Origin of the sequence: Escherichia sp. E4742 (assembly GCF_005843885.1) — a bacterium.
Lineage (GTDB): Bacteria > Pseudomonadota > Gammaproteobacteria > Enterobacterales > Enterobacteriaceae > Escherichia.
The window spans coordinates 4,000,900-4,022,437 of the sequence record NZ_CP040443.1; the positions used below are offsets into that span (position 1 = coordinate 4,000,900).

The window sequence follows — 21,538 nt, forward strand, 5'->3', positions numbered from 1 at the left end:
AGGGATCGCCAGCGATATTACACCAGACGGGTTCATTCTCGCCGTGGCTGTGACAAAATAGCGTCTTTATCAGAAAACGTCTTAGCCAACCGGTGGAGAAAGCAATGCAGGATCGCAATTTTGATGATATTGCGGAAAAGTTTTCCCGTAACATTTACGGCACCACCAAAGGGCAGCTTCGACAGGCTATTCTGTGGCAGGATCTCGATCGCGTGCTGGCGGAAATGGGCCCGCAAAAACTGCGTGTGCTGGATGCTGGCGGTGGAGAAGGGCAGACCTCAATCAAAATGGCCGAGCGCGGGCATCAGGTCATTTTATGCGATCTCTCTGCGCAGATGATCGACCGCGCAAAACAGGCGGCAGAAGCAAAAGGTGTGAGCGACAACATGCAATTTATACATTGCGCCGCTCAGGATGTTGCTTCACATTTGGAAACGCCCGTTGATCTGATATTGTTCCATGCGGTGCTGGAGTGGGTGGCCGATCCCCGCAGCGTATTGCAGACCCTGTGGTCCGTGTTGCGTCCAGGCGGCGTGTTGTCATTAATGTTCTACAATGCGCACGGCTTGCTGATGCATAACATGGTCGCCGGGAATTTTGATTACGTGCAGGCGGGAATGCCGAAAAAGAAAAAACGGACGCTTTCGCCAGATTATCCACGCGACCCGGCGCAGGTTTATCTGTGGCTGGAAGAAGCTGGTTGGCAAATTATGGGTAAGACAGGCGTTCGCGTGTTTCATGATTATCTGCGTGAAAAGCACCAACAGCGCGACAGCTATGAAGCATTACTTGAATTAGAAACGCGTTATTGCCGTCAGGAACCGTATATTACCCTGGGGCGTTATATTCATGTCACCGCGCGCAAACCGCAGAGCAAGGATAAAGTATGAGTGAATTATCCCAGACAGTCCCCGAACTGGTTGCCTGGGCCAGAAAAAATGACTTCTCCATCTCGCTGCCGGTAGACCGACTCTCTTTTCTGCTGGCTGTTGCCACGCTGAATGGCGAGCGTCTTGATGGTGAGATGAGTGAAGGCGAGCTGGTGGATGCGTTCCGCCATGTGAGTGATGCGTTTGAGCAAACCAGCGAAACCATCGGCGTGCGCGCCAACAACGCGATCAACGATATGGTACGTCAACGTCTGCTGAACCGCTTTACCAGCGAGCAGGCGGAAGGGAATGCTATTTATCGCCTGACGCCGCTCGGCATCGGCATTACTGACTACTACATCCGTCAGCGCGAGTTTTCTACGTTGCGCCTTTCTATGCAGTTGTCGATTGTGGCGGGTGAGTTAAAACGTGCAGCCGATGCCGCCGAAGAGGGCGGTGATGAATTTCACTGGCACCGCAACGTCTATGCGCCGCTGAAATATTCGGTAGCGGAAATTTTCGACAGCATCGACCTGACGCAACGTCTGATGGACGAACAGCAGCAGCAGGTGAAGGACGATATCGCTCAGTTGCTGAATAAAGACTGGCGGGCGGCGATCTCCAGCTGTGAATTGTTGCTTTCGGAAACTTCCGGAACCCTGCGTGAATTGCAGGATACGCTGGAAGCCGCAGGCGACAAACTCCAGGCCAATCTGTTGCGCATTCAGGATGCGACGATGACCCATGACGACCTGCATTTTGTCGATCGTCTGGTGTTCGATCTGCAAAGTAAGCTCGATCGTATTATCAGCTGGGGCCAGCAATCCATCGACTTGTGGATTGGCTACGATCGCCACGTACACAAATTTATTCGTACCGCTATCGATATGGATAAAAACCGCGTCTTTGCCCAGCGTTTACGCCAGTCGGTACAAACCTATTTTGATGAGCCGTGGGCGCTGACTTACGCCAATGCCGATCGTCTGCTGGATATGCGTGACGAAGAGATGGCACTGCGCGATGAAGAAGTGACCGGGGAACTTCCGCCAGATTTAGAGTACGAAGAGTTTAACGAGATCCGCGAACAACTCGCCGCGATTATCGAAGAGCAGCTCGCTGTCTATAAAACCAGACAAGTACCGCTGGATCTTGGTCTGGTGGTACGCGAATATCTGGCGCAGTATCCGCGTGCGCGTCATTTTGACGTCGCACGTATTGTTATTGATCAGGCGGTACGCCTCGGCGTAGCGCAAGCAGACTTCACCGGACTGCCAGCGAAATGGCAGCCGATTAATGATTACGGAGCCAAGGTACAGGCGCATGTCATCGACAAATATTGAACAAGTGATGCCGGTTAAGCTGGCGCAGGCGCTGGCGAATCCGTTATTTCCGGCGCTGGATAGCGCCTTACGTTCAGGCCGCCATATTGGCCTCGACGAACTGGATAATCATGCTTTCCTGATGGATTTTCAGGAATATCTGGAAGAGTTTTACGCGCGTTATAACGTGGAGTTAATCCGTGCGCCGGAAGGTTTCTTCTATTTACGTCCACGTTCCACCACCATCATCCCACGTTCCGTATTGTCTGAACTGGACATGATGGTCGGTAAAATCCTCTGTTATCTCTATCTCAGCCCGGAACGGCTGGCGAACGAGGGGATTTTTACTCAGCAGGAACTGTATGACGAACTGCTCACCCTGGCCGATGAAGCAAAATTGCTGAAACTGGTGAACAATCGTTCTACCGGTTCAGACGTTGACCGCCAGAAGTTGCAGGAAAAAGTACGCTCTTCGCTCAACCGTCTGCGTCGCTTAGGCATGGTGTGGTTTATGGGCCACGACAGCAGCAAGTTCCGCATTACCGAATCGGTGTTCCGCTTTGGTGCCGATGTGCGTGCGGGCGACGATCCGCGTGAAGCACAACGTCGTCTGATTCGCGATGGTGAAGCAATGCCGATTGAAAATCACCTGCAACTCAATGACGAAACTGAAGAGAGTCAGCCAGATAGCGGAGAGGAAGAATAATGATTGAACGCGGTAAATTTCGCTCACTGACGCTGATTAACTGGAACGGCTTTTTTGCCCGAACTTTTGACCTGGATGAGCTGGTTACGACGCTTTCCGGCGGTAACGGGGCGGGCAAATCCACTACTATGGCGGCATTTGTTACGGCGCTCATTCCCGACCTGACCCTGCTGCATTTCCGTAACACTACGGAAGCCGGGGCTACCAGTGGTTCGCGCGATAAAGGTCTGCACGGTAAGCTGAAAGCGGGCGTCTGTTATTCGATGCTCGACACTATTAACTCGCGCCACCAGCGCGTGGTGGTCGGTGTGCGTCTGCAACAGGTTGCCGGACGCGATCGTAAAGTGGATATCAAGCCGTTTGCCATTCAGGGACTGCCGATGTCGGTGCAGCCGACACAGCTGGTGACCGAATCCCTGAACGAACGTCAGGCGCGCGTGCTGCCGCTTAACGAGCTGAAAGACAAGCTCGAGGCGATGGAAGGCGTGCAGTTTAAACAGTTCAACTCCATTACCGATTACCACTCGCTGATGTTCGATCTGGGCATCATCGCGCGTCGTCTGCGCTCAGCGTCTGATCGTAGTAAATTTTATCGTCTGATCGAAGCCTCGCTGTATGGCGGGATCTCCAGCGCCATTACCCGTTCTCTGCGCGACTACCTGCTGCCGGAAAACAGTGGCGTGCGTAAAGCGTTCCAGGACATGGAAGCGGCGCTGCGTGAAAACCGCATGACGCTGGAAGCGATTCGTGTCACCCAGTCGGACCGTGACCTGTTTAAGCATCTGATCAGCGAAGCCACCAACTATGTGGCGGCGGACTACATGCGTCACGCCAACGAGCGCCGTGTTCATCTCGATAAGGCCCTGGAGTTTCGTCGCGAGCTACATACTTCGCGTCAGCAACTGGCGGCGGAGCAGTACAAACACGTCGATATGGCGCGTGAGCTGGCAGAGCACAACGGTGCCGAGGGCGATCTGGAAGCGGATTATCAGGCGGCCAGCGATCACCTGAACCTGGTGCAAACCGCACTGCGTCAGCAGGAGAAGATCGAACGTTACGAAGCAGATCTCGATGAGCTGCAGATCCGTCTGGAAGAGCAAAACGAAGTGGTGGCAGAAGCCATCGAACGCCAGGAAGAGAACGAAGCGCGCGCAGAAGCCGCCGAACTGGAAGTGGACGAGCTGAAAAGCCAGCTTGCCGACTACCAGCAGGCGCTGGACGTCCAACAAACGCGCGCGATCCAGTACAACCAGGCGATTGCTGCGCTTAATCGTGCCAAAGAACTGTGTCATCTGCCGGACTTAACCGCCGACAGCGCCGCAGAATGGCTGGAAACCTTCCAGGCGAAAGAGCTGGAAGCGACTGAAAAAATGCTCTCTCTTGAGCAGAAAATGAGCATGGCGCAAACCGCGCACAGCCAGTTTGAGCAGGCTTATCAGCTGGTGGTTGCAATCAACGGCCCGCTGGCGCGTAACGAGGCGTGGGATGTCGCCCGCGAACTGTTGCGCGAAGGGGTCGATCAGCGTCACCTGGCAGAGCAGGCTCAGCCACTGCGGATGCGCTTAAGCGAACTGGAACAGCGTCTGCGCGAGCAGCAAGAAGCTGAGCGTCTGCTGGCAGATTTCTGCAAACGTCAGGGCAAGAATTTTGATATCGACGAACTGGAAGCCCTGCATCAGGAACTGGAAGCGCGTATTGCCTCTCTTTCTGACAGCGTTTCCAACGCCCGTGAAGAGCGTATGGCACTGCGTCAGGAACAGGAACAGCTGCAATCCCGTATTCAGAGCCTGATGCAGCGTGCGCCGGTTTGGCTGGCAGCGCAAAACAGCCTCAATCAGTTGAGCGAGCAGTGCGGTGAAGAGTTCACCTGCAGCCAGGATGTCACCGAATATCTGCAACAACTGCTGGAGCGTGAGCGCGAAGCGATTGTTGAACGTGATGAAGTGGGCGCGCGCAAAAACGCTGTCGATGAAGAGATCGAACGTTTAAGCCAGCCAGGCGGCTCTGAAGACCAGCGTCTGAATGCGCTGGCGGAACGCTTTGGCGGCGTGCTGCTGTCAGAAATTTATGACGACGTTAGCCTGGAAGATGCGCCGTACTTCTCGGCGCTGTATGGCCCGTCTCGCCACGCCATTGTGGTGCCGGATCTGTCTCAGGTGGCCGAACAGCTGGAAGGCTTAACCGATTGTCCGGAAGATCTCTATTTGATCGAGGGAGATCCGCAGTCGTTCGATGATAGCGTGTTCAACGCCGATGAGCTGGAAAAAGCGGTGGTGGTGAAAACCGCCGAGCGTCAATGGCGTTACTCGCGCTTCCCGGAAGTGCCGCTGTTTGGTCGCGCGGCGCGTGAAAGCCGGATCGAAAGCCTGCACGCCGAGCGCGAATTGCTCTCTGAACGCTTTGCTACGCTCTCCTTTGATGTTCAGAAAACCCAGCGACTGCATCAGGCATTCAGCCGCTTTATTGGCAGCCATCTGGCAGTGGCGTTTGAGTCCGATCCAGAAGCCGAAATTCGCCAACTGAACAGCCGTCGTGTCGAACTGGAGCGGGCGTTGAGTAATCATGAAAATGATAACCAGCAGCAGCGAATTCAGTTTGAGCAGGCGAAAGAGGGCGTTGCGGCACTGAACCGTATCCTGCCGCGTCTCAACCTGTTGGCGGATGACTCACTGGCGGATCGTGTCGATGAAATCCGCGAACGTCTTGATGAAGCTCAGGAAGCCGCGCGTTTTGTTCAGCAGTTTGGCAATCACCTGGCGAAACTGGAGCCGATCGTTTCTGTGTTGCAGAGCGACCCGGAACAGTTCGAACAGTTAAAAGAAGATTACGCGTATTCTCAGCAGATGCAGCGCGATGCCCGTCAACAGGCATTTTCCCTGACTGAAGTGGTACAGCGTCGTGCGCACTTTAGCTACTCTGACTCGGCAGAAATGCTTAGTGGGAACAGCGATCTCAACGAAAAACTGCGCGAACGTCTGGAGCAGGCGGAAGCGGAACGTACTCGTGCTCGTGAATCGTTGCGCGGACACGCTGCGCAGTTGAGTCAGTACAACCAGGTGCTGGCTTCGCTGAAAAGTTCTTACGACACCAAAAAAGAGCTGCTTAACGATCTACAACGAGAACTGCAGGATATCGGCGTGCGTGCCGATAGCGGGGCAGAAGAGCGGGCGCGTATTCGCCGTGACGAACTGCATGCGCAACTGAGCAATAACCGTTCACGCCGCAATCAACTGGAAAAAGCGCTGACCTTCTGCGAAGCGGAGATGGACAACCTGACCCGCAAACTGCGCAAGCTGGAACGTGATTACTTTGAGATGCGCGAGCAGGTAGTGACCGCCAAAGCGGGCTGGTGTGCGGTAATGCGCATGGTGAAAGATAATGGCGTTGAACGCCGCTTACACCGTCGCGAGTTGGCTTATCTCTCTGCCGATGATTTACGTTCCATGTCGGATAAGGCGTTAGGTGCGCTGCGTCTGGCGGTGGCGGATAACGAACATCTGCGCGACGTGCTGCGCATGTCGGAAGATCCAAAACGACCTGAGCGCAAAATCCAGTTCTTCGTGGCGGTTTATCAGCATCTGCGCGAACGTATTCGCCAGGATATTATTCGTACCGATGATCCGGTGGAAGCTATCGAGCAGATGGAAATCGAACTTAGCCGTCTGACCGAAGAGTTAACTTCTCGCGAACAGAAACTGGCGATCAGCTCCCGCAGTGTGGCGAACATCATTCGCAAAACCATTCAGCGCGAACAGAACCGTATCCGCATGCTCAACCAGGGCTTGCAGAGCGTATCGTTCGGTCAGGTGAACAGCGTGCGTCTGAACGTGAACGTGCGTGAAACCCACGCCATGCTGCTTGACGTGCTTTCAGAACAGCATGAGCAACATCAGGATCTGTTCAAGAGCAACCGCCTGACCTTCTCGGAAGCTCTGGCAAAACTGTATCAGCGACTTAACCCACAAATTGATATGGGCCAGCGCACGCCGCAGACCATTGGTGAAGAACTTCTGGATTACCGTAACTACCTGGAGATGGAAGTTGAGGTTAACCGTGGTTCCGATGGCTGGCTGCGCGCGGAGTCTGGCGCACTGTCGACCGGTGAGGCTATCGGTACGGGTATGTCGATTCTGGTGATGGTAGTACAGAGCTGGGAAGATGAATCTCGCCGCCTGCGCGGTAAAGATATCTCTCCTTGCCGTCTGCTATTCCTCGATGAAGCTGCGCGACTGGACGCCCGTTCTATCGCTACGCTGTTTGAATTGTGTGAACGTTTGCAAATGCAGCTCATCATCGCGGCACCTGAAAATATCAGCCCGGAGAAAGGCACCACCTATAAACTGGTGCGTAAAGTCTTCCAGAATACCGAACACGTTCACGTAGTCGGCCTGCGAGGATTTGCGCCGCAACTCCCTGAAACGCTTCCAGGAACGGACGAAGCGCCTTCTCAGGCAAGTTAAGTTCAAGGCGGCAGCGATGCCGCCTTTTTTTTCGAAAAACTCCGTTTCTGCACTAAAAAAATGCCGCATTATGGCGCGCTTTTCTTTAAACTTCTTTACATTAGGTTGTGTAAAAACGTACCGACGTTTATATACTGAAGGTAAGCCTGATAAGTAACAGGCTTGCTCGTCATACTTTCATGAGTATTGGCGTTGTAAAGGCAGTTAAGATAAAACAGCCTGGCTATTCAGAGTATGATAAAAACAGGGGGCAAGGGATGTTGCTTAACATGATGTGTGGTCGTCGGCTTTCGGCAATCAGTTTGTGCCTGGCCGTAACATTCGCTCCACTGTTCAGTGTGCAGGCTGATGAGCCTGAGGTTATCCCTGGTGACAGCCCGGTGGCTGTAAGTGAACAGGGAGATGTACTGCCGCAGGCGCAAGCCACGGCAATAATGGCGGGGATCCAACCGCTACCTGAAGGTGCGGCAGAAAAGGCCCGCACGCAAATTGAATCACAATTACCTGCAGGTTATAAGCCGGTTTATCTTAACCAGCTTCAACTCTTGTATGCAGCACGCGATATGCAGCCGATGTGGGAAAATCGTGATGCAGTTAAAGCTTTCCAGCAGCAGTTGGCGGAAGTGGCGATTGCCGGTTTTCAACCGCAGTTTAACAAATGGGTGGAGTTACTGACTGACCCTGGCGTTAACGGTATGGCGCGCGATGTGGTGCTATCGGATGCAATGATGGGGTATCTCCATTTCGTCGCAAACATTCCGGTCAAAGGTACCCGCTGGCTGTACAGTAGTAAACCTTATGCGCTCTCAACACCGCCGCTCTCGGTCATTAACCATTGGCAGGTGGCGCTGGATAACGGTCAATTGACCACGTTTGTCTCAGGGTTGGCACCACAGCATCCGCAATATTCAGCAATGCATGAATCTTTGCTGACCTTATTGAGTGATTCCAAACCGTGGCCGCAACTGACCGGTAAAGCAACGCTACGCCCTGGTCAATGGAGTAACGACGTCCCGGCGCTGCGCGAGATTTTGCAGCGTACAGGTATGCTCGAAGGTGGGCCGAAAATAGCACTGCCGGGTGATGAAACATCGACAGGCGCGGTAGTTAGTCCGTCTGCCGCTGCAATCGAAACAGTCGAAACTAAGCCGATGGATAAGCAAACTACAGCTCGCAGTAAACCTGCGCCAGCCGTCCGAGCTGCCTATGATAATGAGCTGGTGGAAGCTGTGAAACGTTTTCAGACATGGCAAGGCTTAGGGGCAGATGGCTCCATTGGCCCGGCAACGCGAGACTGGTTAAACGTCACGCCTGCACAGCGAGCGGGCGTGCTGGCGCTCAATATCCAGCGATTGCGTTTGCTGCCATCCGAGCTTTCTACTGGCATCATGGTTAACATTCCGGCCTATTCGCTGGTCTATTATCAGAACGGTAATCAAGTGCTGGATTCACGGGTCATTGTCGGTCGTCCCGATCGCAAAACGCCGATGATGAGCAGTGCCTTAAACAATGTGGTGGTAAACCCGCCGTGGAACGTACCACCGACGCTGGCACGCAAAGATATTCTGCCAAAGGTGCGTAACGATCCTGGTTATCTTGAAAGCCATGGCTATACGGTTATGCGCGGCTGGAACAGCAAAGATGCGCTTGACCCGTGGCAGATTGACTGGTCGACGATCACAGCATCGAATTTGCCGTTCCGCTTCCAGCAAGCTCCTGGCCCGCGAAATTCGCTAGGACGGTATAAATTTAATATGCCGAGTTCAGACGCTATCTATTTGCATGACACGCCGAATCACAATCTTTTCAAACGTGAAACGCGCGCGTTGAGTTCTGGCTGTGTGCGGGTGAATAAGGCGTCGGATCTGGCAAATATGCTGCTGCAGGATGCTGGCTGGAATGACAAGCGTATCTCCGATGCTCTGAAGCGGGGTGATACCCGTTACGTTAATATTCGTCAATCGATACCGGTTAATCTTTACTATCTGACCGCCTTTGTTGGTGCAGATGGTCGTACCCAATATCGTACAGATATTTACAATTATGATCTGCCTGCACGATCCAGCTCGCAAATTGTCTCAAAAGCGGAACAATTAATCAGATAAATGAAGTAGTTCGGGAAAATCTGTTGTCGTAATAATTGGCATGTTCGGGGGCTATTCTCTGTAGTCCCCGTCGCTGCTGGGGGTGAGTCATCTTGACGTCAGCTTTATGGGCGGTTAAGGTGCCTCTTGTGCGCCAGAAGTGCATATAAACGATAACATTGACCTGTAGACTTGATTATCATGGACAAATTCGACGCTAATCGCCGCAAACTACTGGCGCTTGGTGGCGTTGCACTTGGTGCCGCCATCCTGCCGACGCCTTCATTTGCGACACTCTCTACCCCACGTCCGCGCATTTTGACACTTAACAATCTCCATACCGGAGAGTCAATTAAGGCGGAGTTTTTCGATGGCAGAGGCTATATTCAGGAAGAATTGGCAAAACTAAACCATTTTTTCCGCGATTTCCGCGCGAACAAAATAAGGTCCATCGACCCAGGATTATTCGACCAGTTATATCGCCTGCAAGGGTTGTTAGGCACTCGCAAGCCAGTACAGCTCATTTCTGGCTACCGTTCTATTGACACCAATAATGAATTACGCGCCCACAGCCGTGGAGTAGCAAAGAAAAGCTATCACACTAAAGGGCAGGCGATGGACTTCCATATCGAAGGTATTGCGTTAAGCAATATACGCAAAGCAGCGTTATCTATGCGCGCAGGTGGTGTAGGATATTACCCACGCAGTAACTTTGTGCATATTGATACCGGGCCAGCGCGGCATTGGTAACAATCGCTTAACGAAACAGGGGCAGTATGAACTATCGTATTATTCCGGTCACCGCATTTTCCCAGAACTGTTCATTGATCTGGTGTGAGCAAACTCGCCTGGCCGCACTGGTCGATCCGGGCGGCGATGCGGAAAAAATCAAACAGGAAGTTGACGCCAGCGGACTGACGCTAATGCAGATCCTGCTGACGCATGGTCATCTGGACCACGTTGGCGCAGCGGCGGAACTGGCACAACATTACGGCGTGCCAGTGCTTGGCCCGGAAAAAGAAGATGAGTTCTGGCTGCAAGGCTTGCCTGCGCAGAGTCGCATGTTTGGCCTGGAAGAGTGTCAGCCATTAACGCCAGATCGCTGGCTGAATGAAGGCGACACTATCAGCATAGGGAATGTGACTTTACAGGTGTTACATTGCCCAGGGCATACGCCAGGCCATGTGGTTTTCTTTGATAATCAGGCAAAACTGTTGATTTCTGGCGACGTCCTTTTTAAAGGCGGAGTAGGGCGCAGTGACTTCCCACGGGGCGATCACAATCAACTGATTTCTTCAATCAAAGATAAATTGCTGCCATTGGGGGATGACGTGACATTTATTCCGGGTCACGGACCATTATCCACTCTTGGTTATGAGCGCCTGCATAATCCCTTCCTGCAAGACGAAATGCCCGTCTGGTAAAAGCACATAAAAAAGCCCGCTTTCAATGCGGGCCTGGATTTCTGGCAAAGTGCGCTTTGTTTATGCCGGATGCGGCGTAAACGCCTTATCCAGCCTACAAATTAGTGCAAATTCAAAATATTGCAGGGGATGCGTAGGCCTGATAAGCGTAGCGCATCAGGCAATGTTGCGTTTATCATCAGTCTCAGCCCGCTTTCAACGGGCTTCATTGGTTTTAACGCTTACAGCACAGCCACAATCGCTTCGCACAGCGGCGCCATGTTATCTGGCGTCATTCCGGCCACGTTTACGCGACCAGAAGCAACAGCATACACGCCAAACTCTTCACGCAGACGCAGTACCTGTTCTTTTGTCAGGCCACTGAAAGAGAACATACCATTCTGTTTGATGATAAAGCTAAAGTCGCGGTTTGCGCCTTTCTCCTGCAGTGTATTAACAAATAACTGACGCATACGCTGAATGCGCTGGCGCATATCGGTCAGCTCTTGTTCCCAGATCGCACGCAAAGCCTCGTTGCTCAGGATCGTAGCAACAACCGAAGCCCCGTGAGCCGGTGGGTTAGAATAGTTTGCGCGAATTACTGCTTTCATCTGGCTGAATGCACGATCGACAGTTTCACTGTCTGTGGCAACCAGAGTACAAGCGCCAACACGCTCGTTATACAGGCCAAAGTTCTTAGAGTAGGAACTGGCGACGATCAGCTCTTTATGCAGAGCCGCGAAAGCGCGCAGACCTTCAGCATCCTCTTCCAGACCACGGGCGAAACCCTGGTAAGCGAAGTCAAATAGCGGCAGCCAGCCTTTCTCAACAGAAAGCTGCGCCAGTGTTTGCCATTGCTCCAGTGTAGGATCGATGCCGGTAGGGTTATGGCAGCAGCCGTGGAACAGGACAACGTCACCAGCCTGAGCTTCGTTCAGACTGTTAACTAAAGCGTCGAAGTCCAGAGTGTGATTTTCCGCATCGTAATAAGCGTATTCACGAACTTCCAGACCCGCAGAGTTAAATACGCTCTTATGGTTTGGCCAGCTTGGGTTGCTCACCCACACGCGCTTAACGCTGGTATTTTTTGCCAGGAAATCGGCGGCTACACGTAATGCACCGGTACCACCTGGGGTCTGGGCTGTACGTGCGCGTTTGTCATTGATTAAGGCGCTACCTTTACCAAACAGCAGTTCCTGGGTACAACGACCAAATTCAGGAATACCGTCAATGCCGAGGTAGTTTTTGGTGGTTTCATTTTCGAGCAGATACTGTTCAGCCTTTTTAACGCTGGTCAATACCGGGGTTTTGCCCGTCTCATCTTTATAGACACCAATCCCGAGGTTAATTTTGCCGGGACGTTCATCGGCACGAAACAGATCGGCCAGGCCCAGAATCGGGTCGGCAGGAGCGGCGGTAATGTTCTCAAACATGACGAGGTTCCATTATGGTTACAGAAGGGAAGTCCGCTATCAGGGTAACGGGAGATTTACAAAATTCCAACTATTACTGATGAAAACGCAGGCTGTTTTTTCAAGACGTGAGATTGCTCTGGAAGGCATAAAAAAACAGGACCAAAGTCCTGTTTTTTCGGCATTTAACAAAGAGGTCTGCTATTAGAACTGGTAAACGATACCTACAGCAACGGTATCATCAGAACCTACGCCCAGTTTGTTGTCAGAATCGATCTGGTTGATGATGTAGTCAACATAGGTGGACATGTTTTTGTTGAAGTAGTAGGTTGCGCCCACTTCAACGTAGTTCACCAGATCAACATCACCGATGCCTTCTACGTCTTTTGCTTTAGATTTGGTGTAAGCGATGGACGGACGCAGACCAAAGTCAAACTGGTATTGCGCAACTAATAGAACGTCTTGCGTTTTGTTGGCAAAGCCGCCAGTGATCGGGGTGGCGTTACGGGTTTCACCGTAGTTCGCTGCCAGGTAGATGTTATTTGCATCATACTTCAGGCCAGTTGCCCACTGTTCAGCTTTTTTACCCTGGCCGAGAGGCTGAGCTTCTTGCAAGTTGGTGCGGTCAGCAGCACCATAAGCACCAACGATACCAAAGCCTTCGAATTCGTAGCTGATGGAGCCGCCAACACCGTCGCCGTTAGAACGACGTGCGGTGTCACGTTCGTTTTTACCCAGGTACTGAACAGCAAAGTTCAGGCCGTCAACCAGACCAAAGAAGTTGGAGTTACGGTAAGTTGCAACGCCGCCAACACGACCAACGAAGAAGTCATCGCTGTATGCGGTATCACCACCGAACTCTGGCAGCATATCGGTGTAGCCCAGTGCGTCATAAACAACACCATAGTTACGACCGTAATCGAAAGAACCTACGTCAGCGTATTTCAGACCAGCGAATGCCAGACGGGTTTTGTTGCCAGTTTGAGCGTCAGCACCTTCAGAGTTGTTACCCTGGAAGTTGTATTCCCACTGACCGTAACCGGTCAGATCGGAATTGATTTGAGTTTCCCCTTTAAAACCAAGACGGGCATAGGTCATGTCACCATTGCCACCGTAACTGTTTTCACCGTTATCCTTGGAAAAATAATGCAGACCGACAGCTTTGCCGTACAGATCTACTTTGTTGCCATCTTTGTTATAGATTTCTGCAGCGTTTGCAGTACCTGCTACTAACAGAGCAGGGACAATCACTGCCAGAATATTGCGCTTCATCATTATTTATTACCCTCATGGTTTTTTTTATAACACCTGCCACTGCCGCCAATAAATTCTGTCAATGAATCTTTACGGAACTATTGATGAGAGTTTGGTGTTTTATGTATCTGCAGGCATCTTTCCATTCAAACTAACGTTTCGCTACCGTGAAAGTGCTACAAAGATAAAGATGTAGTTACAAAAAGCAAAAATGTGTAACCAATAGTAAAATTTAAGGAACTTTGTGAACGCCGTCATATTTCCATTGGACTTTAATGATATTTGCAGTGGATTTGATCTATTTATATGATTTCCTTATATTTAAATTAACTAAACGAAAATTTTCTTTCTGATCATTTTTCCCCGCAGCCTCACTGAATCACGCTTTCAGGCGTCCAGAAAGCCAAAAATAAGTATAAAAATTGTGCTATCAGCTAAGAAATTGCTAATCCGCAATAAGACTGTGGGTTAATTTTTTGTTCGCAAATATTTCAGAGAAATATTCCGTAACAGGAAGAGGGGCCTTGAGGGGTTGCAAATAGATTGATTGACTTAACAAACAGATAACTTGACAGAAGGGGATAAAAAAGAGCCAGCGTGCGCTGGCTCTTTCAGGAAGTGAATTAGAAGCTGGCGTTACGCGGGGTACGTGGGAAAGGAATCACGTCACGCACGTTCTGTACGCCGGTCACGTAGGCAATGAGGCGTTCAAAGCCAAGACCGAAACCGGAATGTGGAACAGTACCGTAGCGACGCAGATCGCGATACCACCAGTAATCTTCTTTGTTCAGGCCCATCTCCAGCATACGCTCATCCAGCACGTCCAGACGCTCTTCACGCTGCGAGCCACCAATGATCTCACCGATGCCCGGGGCCAGAACGTCCATTGCTGCAACGGTTTTACCGTCTTCGTTAAGGCGCATGTAGAACGCTTTAATGTCTTTCGGATAGTTTTTCACGACTACCGGCGCTTTAAAGTGTTCTTCTGCCAGGTAACGTTCATGCTCGGAAGAGAGATCCACGCCCCAGTAAACCGGGTTTTCAAACTTCCTGCCGCAGTTTTCGAGAATGGTCACTGCTTCGGTGTAATCAACCTGGGCGAAGTCTGCGTCAATGAAGCGTTCCAGACGTGAAACGGCATCTTTATCTACGCGTTCAGCGAAGAATTTCATATCGTCAGCGCGTTCTTCGAGAACCGCTTTGAAGACGTATTTCAGCATGGCTTCAGCCAGACCGGCGATATCGTTCAGGTTAGCAAACGCGACTTCTGGCTCCAGCATCCAGAATTCCGCCAGGTGACGGCTGGTGTTGGAGTTTTCTGCACGGAAAGTCGGGCCAAAGGTATAAATTTTGGACAATGCGCAAGCGTAGGTTTCGCCGTTCAACTGGCCAGATACGGTCAGGAAAGACTCTTTACCGAAGAAGTCTTTGTCGAAATCCACTTTGCCCTGATCGTTACGTGGTAGGTTTTCCAGATCCAGCGTTGAAACGCGGAACATTTCGCCAGCGCCTTCGGTATCAGATGCGGTAATCAGTGGCGTTGAAACCCAGAAGAATCCCTGCTCGTTAAAGAAGCGATGCAGCGCCTGTGCCAGCGTGTGGCGAACGCGCGCAACAGCGCCAATCAGGTTGGTACGCGGACGCAGGTGAGCGACTTCACGCAGATACTCAATGCTGTGGCGTTTTGCTGCCATCGGGTAAGTATCTGGATCTTCAACCCAACCAGCGACTTCAACGTTGCTGGCCTGAATTTCAAATTGTTGCCCCTGGCCCGGCGACGCCACGACTTTACCCGTCACAATGACCGAGCAACCGGTGGTCAGACGCAGGACGTCTTCATTGTAATTGGGCAGAGAATTATTGATGACAGCCTGTACAGGATCAAAGCAGGAACCGTCATAAACGGCGAGGAAGGAGATGCCAGCTTTTGAATCTCGGCGGGTACGTACCCATCCGCGCACGGTGACTTCGCTGTCAACGGCTACGCGGCCCTGGAGTACGTCGGCTACAGGCACAACGCTCATAATATTCTCTCTGTTAATAGTCGGAAAAAATAAACACTTGTCCACCCGTCAATGGGGGGGATACCTATGTTACCTGGCATCTGCAATCAGACAAGCAGAATTCGCAGATGGGACAAAAGATTTCGGAATAAAAGGCAAAAAAGGGAGCCGTTATGGCTCCCTGATGATATTAACTGGCTTTTTTAATGTGCGGAAGGTCGAACGCTTTACGCAGCGCACGGACAAACGCTTTGTCGTGGCAGATAGTTTTGCCAGGACTGTCAGAAAGTTTCGCCACCGGTTTACCGTTACACTCCACCAGCTTAATCACAATATTCAGTGGTTTGACCTGGGGAATATCGCATGTCAGGCGTGTACCGATACCAAAACTTAATTGCACACGGGAAGAGAAGTGGCGATAAAGCTCGACCGCTTTGCGTAAATCCAGATTATCAGAGAAAACCAGCGTTTTGCTCTGCGGATCAATTCCCAGCTTCTCATAATGTGCAATAGCTTTTTCGCCCCATTCTACCGGGTCCCCGGAATCATGGCGAAGTCCCTGGTAACGACTGGCAAATTCCACGCCGAAATCACGCAGAAAAGCATCCATAGTAATGCAGTCGGTTAACGCAATGCCAAGTTGGTCAGGATATTCTTCCAGCCATGCGGCAAGGGCGGCACGTTGGCTGTTGGCAAGATTCGGGCTGATTTGTTGATGCGCCTGGAACCATTCATGCGCCTGCGTTCCCATCGGTGTGAGGGAAAGTCGACGCGCCAGATCGTAATTACTGGTGCCAACGAACCAGGGTTCCTGTTGCAAACGTTTAACGATGGTTTCTTGTACTTCGCGGGAAAAACGGCGGCGAGTGCCGAAATCCATCAGATGGAAGCGCGACATCTCGAGATCGGCAGTTAATGCCGAAAAGTCGACTAATTTGCTTTCCAGCGTATCGAGAGCTTGCGCAACGTCGGCCTGCGGTGAGCGATAGCGATGTACCAGTTCACTGATGACCGCCAGCAGAGGAACTTCCCAGAGGATGACTTCACGCCACGGGCCGCTTAAACGAATATCCAGCTTACCGTTATCGTTGGTGACGGTGACCTGTTCCGGGTTAAAGCGGAACTCGCGCAGCCAGTTGAGATAGTCGGCCTTAAAAAAAGGCAGGGCAGAGAGCCATTGATATTCATCATCTTGCAGGCGCAGGTGCTGCATCGCCTGAACCTGTTCACGAATAGCATCGGCATAAATACCCAGCAGATCGTCACCTCGGCAACGAAACTCCGCCGCGACATGCACATCATAATAGTGATGAAACACGGCTTGCTGCATATGCAACTTATAAGCATCTGTATCCAGCAACGAGTGCAGAACAGGAGAAGCGAATTGTGTCATAGGTGCGCAGTAGCGTCCTCGTACGGGAGCGTTTAGTACAATAAACATCTTCAGGAACTGCTGGAGTATACCTTGTTTCGCAATTTATTGAACCCCGATCACACCATATGCCACCTTTATGGTCGATGGCATTGCGCGCTGTATGTTATAAAAATGTAGCAATAAAAGCGTTTGTACCTGAAAAGATGAAGATTCTGCGTAGCGAGATTTATGCAACAGGAATAGACTGAACACCTGACTCTATAAAAGATGCTAAAGGTTATTTATGACTCAACAGCCACAAGCCAAATACCGTCACGACTACCGTGCGCCGGATTACCAGATTACTGATATTGACTTGACCTTTGACCTGAACGCGCAAAAGACGGTGGTTACCGCGATCAGCCAGGCTGTCCGTCATGGTGCATCCGATGCTCCGCTTCGTCTGGACGGCGAAGACCTTAAACTGGTCTCTATTCATATTAACGGTGAGCCGTGGACAGCCTGGAAAGAAGAAGAGGGCGCACTGATCATCAGTAATTTACCGGAACGTTTTACGCTCAAGATTGTTAATGAAATTAGCCCGGCGTCTAACACTGCGCTGGAAGGGCTTTATCAGTCAGGCGATGCGCTCTGCACCCAGTGTGAAGCTGAAGGTTTCCGGCATATTACGTACTATCTCGATCGCCCGGATGTGCTGGCGCGTTTTACCACCAAAATTATTGCTGATAAAACCAAATACCCGTTCTTGCTTTCCAATGGTAACCGTGTTGCGCAAGGCGAACTGGAAAATGGGCGTCACTGGGTACAGTGGCAGGACCCATTCCCGAAACCGAGTTATCTGTTTGCGCTGGTAGCAGGTGACTTCGATGTACTTCGTGACACCTTCACTACCCGCTCCGGTCGCGAAGTGGCGCTGGAGTTGTATGTGGATCGCGGCAATCTTGACCGTGCGCCGTGGGCGATGACCTCGCTGAAAAACTCCATGAAGTGGGATGAAGAACGCTTTGGTCTGGAATATGACCTCGACATTTATATGATCGTTGCAGTGGATTTCTTCAACATGGGTGCAATGGAGAATAAAGGCCTTAATATCTTTAACTCCAAATATGTGCTGGCGCGTACCGACACCGCAACCGACAAAGATTATCTCGACATCGAGCGTGTCATCGGTCATGAATATTTCCATAACTGGACCGGTAACCGCGTTACCTGCCGTGACTGGTTCCAGCTCAGTCTGAAAGAAGGCTTGACCGTTTTCCGCGATCAGGAGTTCAGTTCTGACCTTGGTTCCCGCGCAGTTAACCGTATCAACAACGTACGCACCATGCGCGGGTTGCAGTTTGCGGAAGACGCCAGTCCAATGGCTCACCCAATCCGTCCGGATATGGTCATTGAAATGAACAACTTCTACACCCTGACCGTTTACGAGAAGGGCGCGGAAGTGATTCGTATGATCCACACCCTGCTGGGCGAAGAAAACTTCCAGAAAGGGATGCAGCTCTATTTCGAGCGTCATGATGGTAGTGCTGCGACCTGCGACGATTTTGTTCAGGCGATGGAAGATGCGTCAAATGTCGATCTTTCCCATTTCCGTCGCTGGTACAGTCAGTCCGGTACGCCGATTGTGACCGTTAAAGACGACTACAATCCGGAAACTGAGCAGTACACTCTGACCATTAGCCAGCGCACACCAGCCACGCCGGATCAGGCTGAAAAACAGCCGCTGCATATTCCGTTTGCTATTGAATTGTATGACAACGAGGGCAAAGTAATCCCGTTGCAGAAGGACGGTCATCCGGTCAATTCGGTGCTGAATGTCACTCAGGCGGAACAGACTTTTGTTTTTGATAACGTCTACTTCCAGCCTGTGCCTGCGCTGCTGTGCGAATTTTCCGCACCGGTGAAACTGGAATATAAATGGAGCGATCAGCAACTGACCTTCCTGATGCGCCATGCACGTAATGATTTCTCTCGTTGGGATGCCGCGCAAAGCCTGCTTGCAACCTACATCAAATTGAACGTCGCCCGTCATCAGCAAGGGCAGCCGCTATCTCTGCCAGCACATGTTGCAGACGCTTTCCGTGCGGTGCTGCTCGATGAGAAGATCGACCCGGCGCTGGCGGCAGAAATCCTGACGCTGCCTTCCGTCAATGAGATGGCAGAACTGTTTGATATCATCGACCCGATTGCCATTGCTGAAGTGCGCGAAGCTCTCACCCGTACTCTGGCGACTGAACTGGTGGATGAGTTGCTGGCTATTTACAACGTGAATTACCAGAGCGAGTACCGCGTTGAGCATGAAGATATTGCGAAACGTACTCTGCGTAATGCCTGCCTGCGCTTCCTTGCTTTTGGTGAAACGCATCTGGCTGACGTGCTGGTGAGCAAGCAGTTCCACGAAGCCAACAATATGACCGATGCGTTGGCGGCGCTCTCGGCGGCGGTTGCTGCGCAGTTACCATGTCGTGACGCGCTGATGCAGGAGTACGACGATAAGTGGCATCAGGACGGTCTGGTGATGGATAAATGGTTTATCCTGCAAGCCACCAGCCCGGCGGCGAATGTGCTGGAGACGGTGCGTGGTCTGTTGCAGCATCGCTCATTTACCATGAGTAACCCGAACCGCATTCGTTCGTTGATTGGTGCGTTTGCGGGCAGCAACCCGGCAGCGTTCCATGCCGAAGATGGCAGCGGTTACCAGTTCCTGGTGGAAATGCTTACCGACCTGAACAGTCGTAACCCGCAGGTGGCTTCGCGTTTGATTGAACCGTTGATTCGCCTGAAACGCTACGATGCCAAACGCCAGGCGAAAATGCGCGCGGCGCTGGAGCAGTTAAAAGGGCTGGAAAATCTCTCTGGCGATCTGTACGAGAAAATAACTAAAGCTCTGGCTTGATACAAACATGCCTGATGCGACGCTGACGCGTCTTATCAGGCCTACAAACCCGTTGAAATTGCTGGTTTTGTGGTTCAGTTCATTCACGCCGCATCAGGCAACCGTGTCCAACTGCCTGATGCGACGCTTGACGCGTCTTATCAGGCCTACAAACCTGTTGAAATTTCTGGTTTTATGCGCCGCATCCGGCATATTAACCATGACGCCGAATCGGTTGTTCAGAATGCCCACGCTGCATCACCCGCTGCAACACTTCCGCTTCCAGTTCCGCTAATCGTACCGACCCTAACCGGCGCGGACGGGGAATATCTACTGTTAAATCCAGACCAATTTTTCCTTCTTCAATCAACAGCACCCGGTCAGCCATTGCAACCGATTCGCTAACATCATGCGTCACCAGCAGGACGGTAAAGCCGTGCTCCTGCCAAAGTGACACAATTAAATCCTGCATCTCCAGTCGAGTCAGGGCATCCAGCGCGCCAAGCGGTTCATCGAGCAACAATAAACCTGGTCGATGAATCAACGCCCTGGCCAGCGCCACACGTTGTTTCTGCCCGCCAGAAAGCGCAGCTGGCCATTCTCCCGCACGATTCTCCAGCCCTACCGCAGCCAGCGCCCGACGTGCGGCATCGCGCCACTGGCCTTTAAGGCCTAACCCAACGTTATCAATCACCGATTTCCACGGCAGCAGACGGGCATCCTGAAACATCATGCGTGTATCGTCCTGAATTTCGGCAAGTGGCGTTGTGCCCGCTAACACATCGCCTGCGGTTGGCGTTTCCAGACCAGCCAGAAGGCGCAGCAGGGTACTTTTACCACCGCCGCTGCGACCCACTACCGCCACAAACTGACCTGCCGGAATATGCAAATCCAGTTGGTTCAGGACGATATTTTCTGCGTAATGTTTGCTTACCGTATTAAGTAGCAGTGGCATACCCTGGTTCAAGCGTGCAGTATTCATACCGTGGCCTCCTTCAAATGATAAGCCGGGTTCCAGCGCAGCCAGACGCGCTCTAATAATTGGGCGCTGACGTCAGCAAGTTTGCCGAGCAGGGCGTAAAGAATAATGGCAACTACCACCACGTCCGTTTGCAGAAACTCCCGCGCATTCATTGCCAGATAACCAATGCCGGAATTAGCAGAAATGGTTTCGGCAACAATCAGCGTCAGCCACATCAAACCTAACGCAAAGCGCACACCGACCATAATTGAGGGCAGAGCTCCGGGGAGGATCACATGGATAAACAGCGGCACGCCGGATAAGCCATAGCTGCGCGCCATCTCTACCAGCCCACGATCGATATTACGAATGCCGTGCCAGGTATTGATATAAATAGGGAATAGCGTGCCAAGCGCCACCAGGAAAATCTTTGCGGACTCATCAATACCAAACCATAAAATCACTAATGGGATCAGCGCCAGATGCGGCACGTTGCGCAACATCTGAATTGAAGTGTCCAGTAGCCGTTCTCCCCAGCGTGACAGACCGCTAATCAGCCCCAGAATCAATCCCAGCGATCCGCCAATGGAAAAACCGATCAGCGCCCGCCAGGAACTGATCGCCAGATGTTGCCACAATTCACCGCTGGCTGAGAGCGTCCAGAATGCCATCACCACTCCTTCCGGAGAGGGCAAAATACGTGTCGACAGCCAGCCAACTGAGGAGGCCAGTTGCCACACCGCCACGATGCCCACCGGTAAAAACCAGGGGGCAACGCGCAATAACCACTTCTTCACTGGCGTTGCCATCATCTTAT

Annotated in this window: 14 protein-coding genes; 8 read left to right on the forward strand and 6 right to left on the reverse strand. The window is 51.8% G+C overall.

What is annotated here, in order from left to right:
• The first annotated feature begins 104 nt into the window (after positions 1–104).
• The 7 genes from cmoM (at position 105) to gloC (ending at position 10,862) form a co-directional block, all read left to right on the forward strand.
• Complete coding sequence (gene cmoM / locus FEM44_RS19180; protein ID WP_135522911.1) at positions 105–890, forward strand: tRNA uridine 5-oxyacetic acid(34) methyltransferase CmoM; 786 nt, start codon at positions 105–107, stop codon at positions 888–890.
• Entirely contained in the window at positions 887–2,209 is a 1,323-nt protein-coding gene (gene mukF / locus FEM44_RS19185; protein WP_130205341.1) for a chromosome partition protein MukF, read from the forward strand. Before cmoM ends, mukF begins: the two co-directional genes overlap by 4 nt.
• Positions 2,190–2,894 (forward strand): chromosome partition protein MukE, encoded by a 705-nt coding sequence (gene mukE, locus FEM44_RS19190; RefSeq protein WP_001602111.1) that lies wholly within the window; start codon positions 2,190–2,192, stop codon positions 2,892–2,894. Before mukF ends, mukE begins: the two co-directional genes overlap by 20 nt.
• The gene (mukB, locus tag FEM44_RS19195) at positions 2,894–7,354 is read left to right on the forward strand and encodes a chromosome partition protein MukB (RefSeq protein WP_135522910.1); all 4,461 of its coding nucleotides are present in this window, start codon (positions 2,894–2,896) and stop codon (positions 7,352–7,354) included. Before mukE ends, mukB begins: the two co-directional genes overlap by 1 nt.
• Before the next feature lie 257 nt (positions 7,355–7,611).
• Complete coding sequence (ldtD, locus tag FEM44_RS19200; RefSeq protein ID WP_135522909.1) at positions 7,612–9,459, forward strand: L,D-transpeptidase; 1,848 nt, start codon at positions 7,612–7,614, stop codon at positions 9,457–9,459.
• Positions 9,460–9,639: 180 nt separating this feature from the next.
• Positions 9,640–10,188 carry a YcbK family protein gene (locus FEM44_RS19205; protein ID WP_130205347.1) on the forward strand — a complete coding sequence of 183 codons (549 nt, stop codon included), beginning with the start codon at positions 9,640–9,642 and terminating at the stop codon, positions 10,186–10,188.
• Positions 10,189–10,214: 26 nt separating this feature from the next.
• Positions 10,215–10,862 carry a hydroxyacylglutathione hydrolase GloC gene (gloC, locus tag FEM44_RS19210; protein WP_130205349.1) on the forward strand — a complete coding sequence of 216 codons (648 nt, stop codon included), beginning with the start codon at positions 10,215–10,217 and terminating at the stop codon, positions 10,860–10,862.
• A 221-nt stretch (positions 10,863–11,083) separates the two neighbouring features.
• Here gloC and aspC read toward each other — a convergent pair whose 3' ends face one another.
• From aspC to pncB, 4 genes are all read right to left on the reverse strand, one after another.
• Complete coding sequence (gene aspC, locus FEM44_RS19215; RefSeq protein WP_135522908.1) at positions 11,084–12,274, reverse strand: aspartate transaminase; 1,191 nt, start codon at positions 12,272–12,274, stop codon at positions 11,084–11,086.
• Positions 12,275–12,457: 183 nt separating this feature from the next.
• Complete coding sequence (ompF, locus tag FEM44_RS19220) at positions 12,458–13,528, reverse strand: porin OmpF (protein ID WP_135522907.1); 1,071 nt, start codon at positions 13,526–13,528, stop codon at positions 12,458–12,460.
• Between the two features lie 602 nt (positions 13,529–14,130).
• Positions 14,131–15,531, reverse strand: a complete 1,401-nt coding sequence (gene asnS, locus FEM44_RS19225; protein ID WP_135522906.1) for an asparagine--tRNA ligase — start codon at positions 15,529–15,531, stop codon at positions 14,131–14,133.
• 169 nt (positions 15,532–15,700) lie between these two features.
• Positions 15,701–16,903 carry a nicotinate phosphoribosyltransferase gene (pncB, locus tag FEM44_RS19230; RefSeq protein ID WP_135522905.1) on the reverse strand — a complete coding sequence of 401 codons (1,203 nt, stop codon included), beginning with the start codon at positions 16,901–16,903 and terminating at the stop codon, positions 15,701–15,703.
• A gap of 265 nt (positions 16,904–17,168) precedes the next feature.
• On the opposite strand from pncB, the gene pepN reads away from it, so the two are divergent.
• A complete protein-coding gene (gene pepN, locus FEM44_RS19235) occupies positions 17,169–19,781 on the forward strand; it encodes an aminopeptidase N (protein WP_135522904.1) in 2,613 nt (870 codons plus the stop codon).
• A gap of 193 nt (positions 19,782–19,974) precedes the next feature.
• Here pepN and ssuB read toward each other — a convergent pair whose 3' ends face one another.
• Both ssuB and ssuC read right to left on the reverse strand, forming a co-directional pair.
• Positions 19,975–20,742, reverse strand: a complete 768-nt coding sequence (gene ssuB, locus FEM44_RS19240; protein ID WP_135522903.1) for an aliphatic sulfonates ABC transporter ATP-binding protein — start codon at positions 20,740–20,742, stop codon at positions 19,975–19,977.
• Complete coding sequence (gene ssuC / locus FEM44_RS19245) at positions 20,739–21,530, reverse strand: aliphatic sulfonate ABC transporter permease SsuC (protein ID WP_135522926.1); 792 nt, start codon at positions 21,528–21,530, stop codon at positions 20,739–20,741. The genes ssuB and ssuC overlap by 4 nt, the downstream gene beginning before the upstream one ends.
• Between the last annotated feature and the right edge of the window lie 8 nt (positions 21,531–21,538).

Coding starts and splice junctions, on each gene's coding strand:
- cmoM (WP_135522911.1), top strand. CDS start 105: ATGCAGGATCGCAATTTTGATGATATTGCGGAAAAGTTTTCCCGTAAC.
- mukF (WP_130205341.1), top strand. CDS start 887: ATGAGTGAATTATCCCAGACAGTCCCCGAACTGGTTGCCTGGGCCAGA.
- mukE (WP_001602111.1), top strand. CDS start 2,190: ATGTCATCGACAAATATTGAACAAGTGATGCCGGTTAAGCTGGCGCAG.
- mukB (WP_135522910.1), top strand. CDS start 2,894: ATGATTGAACGCGGTAAATTTCGCTCACTGACGCTGATTAACTGGAAC.
- ldtD (WP_135522909.1), top strand. CDS start 7,612: ATGTTGCTTAACATGATGTGTGGTCGTCGGCTTTCGGCAATCAGTTTG.
- FEM44_RS19205 (WP_130205347.1), top strand. CDS start 9,640: ATGGACAAATTCGACGCTAATCGCCGCAAACTACTGGCGCTTGGTGGC.
- gloC (WP_130205349.1), top strand. CDS start 10,215: ATGAACTATCGTATTATTCCGGTCACCGCATTTTCCCAGAACTGTTCA.
- aspC (WP_135522908.1), bottom strand. CDS start 12,274: ATGTTTGAGAACATTACCGCCGCTCCTGCCGACCCGATTCTGGGCCTG.
- ompF (WP_135522907.1), bottom strand. CDS start 13,528: ATGATGAAGCGCAATATTCTGGCAGTGATTGTCCCTGCTCTGTTAGTA.
- asnS (WP_135522906.1), bottom strand. CDS start 15,531: ATGAGCGTTGTGCCTGTAGCCGACGTACTCCAGGGCCGCGTAGCCGTT.
- pncB (WP_135522905.1), bottom strand. CDS start 16,903: ATGACACAATTCGCTTCTCCTGTTCTGCACTCGTTGCTGGATACAGAT.
- pepN (WP_135522904.1), top strand. CDS start 17,169: ATGACTCAACAGCCACAAGCCAAATACCGTCACGACTACCGTGCGCCG.
- ssuB (WP_135522903.1), bottom strand. CDS start 20,742: ATGAATACTGCACGCTTGAACCAGGGTATGCCACTGCTACTTAATACG.
- ssuC (WP_135522926.1), bottom strand. CDS start 21,530: ATGGCAACGCCAGTGAAGAAGTGGTTATTGCGCGTTGCCCCCTGGTTT.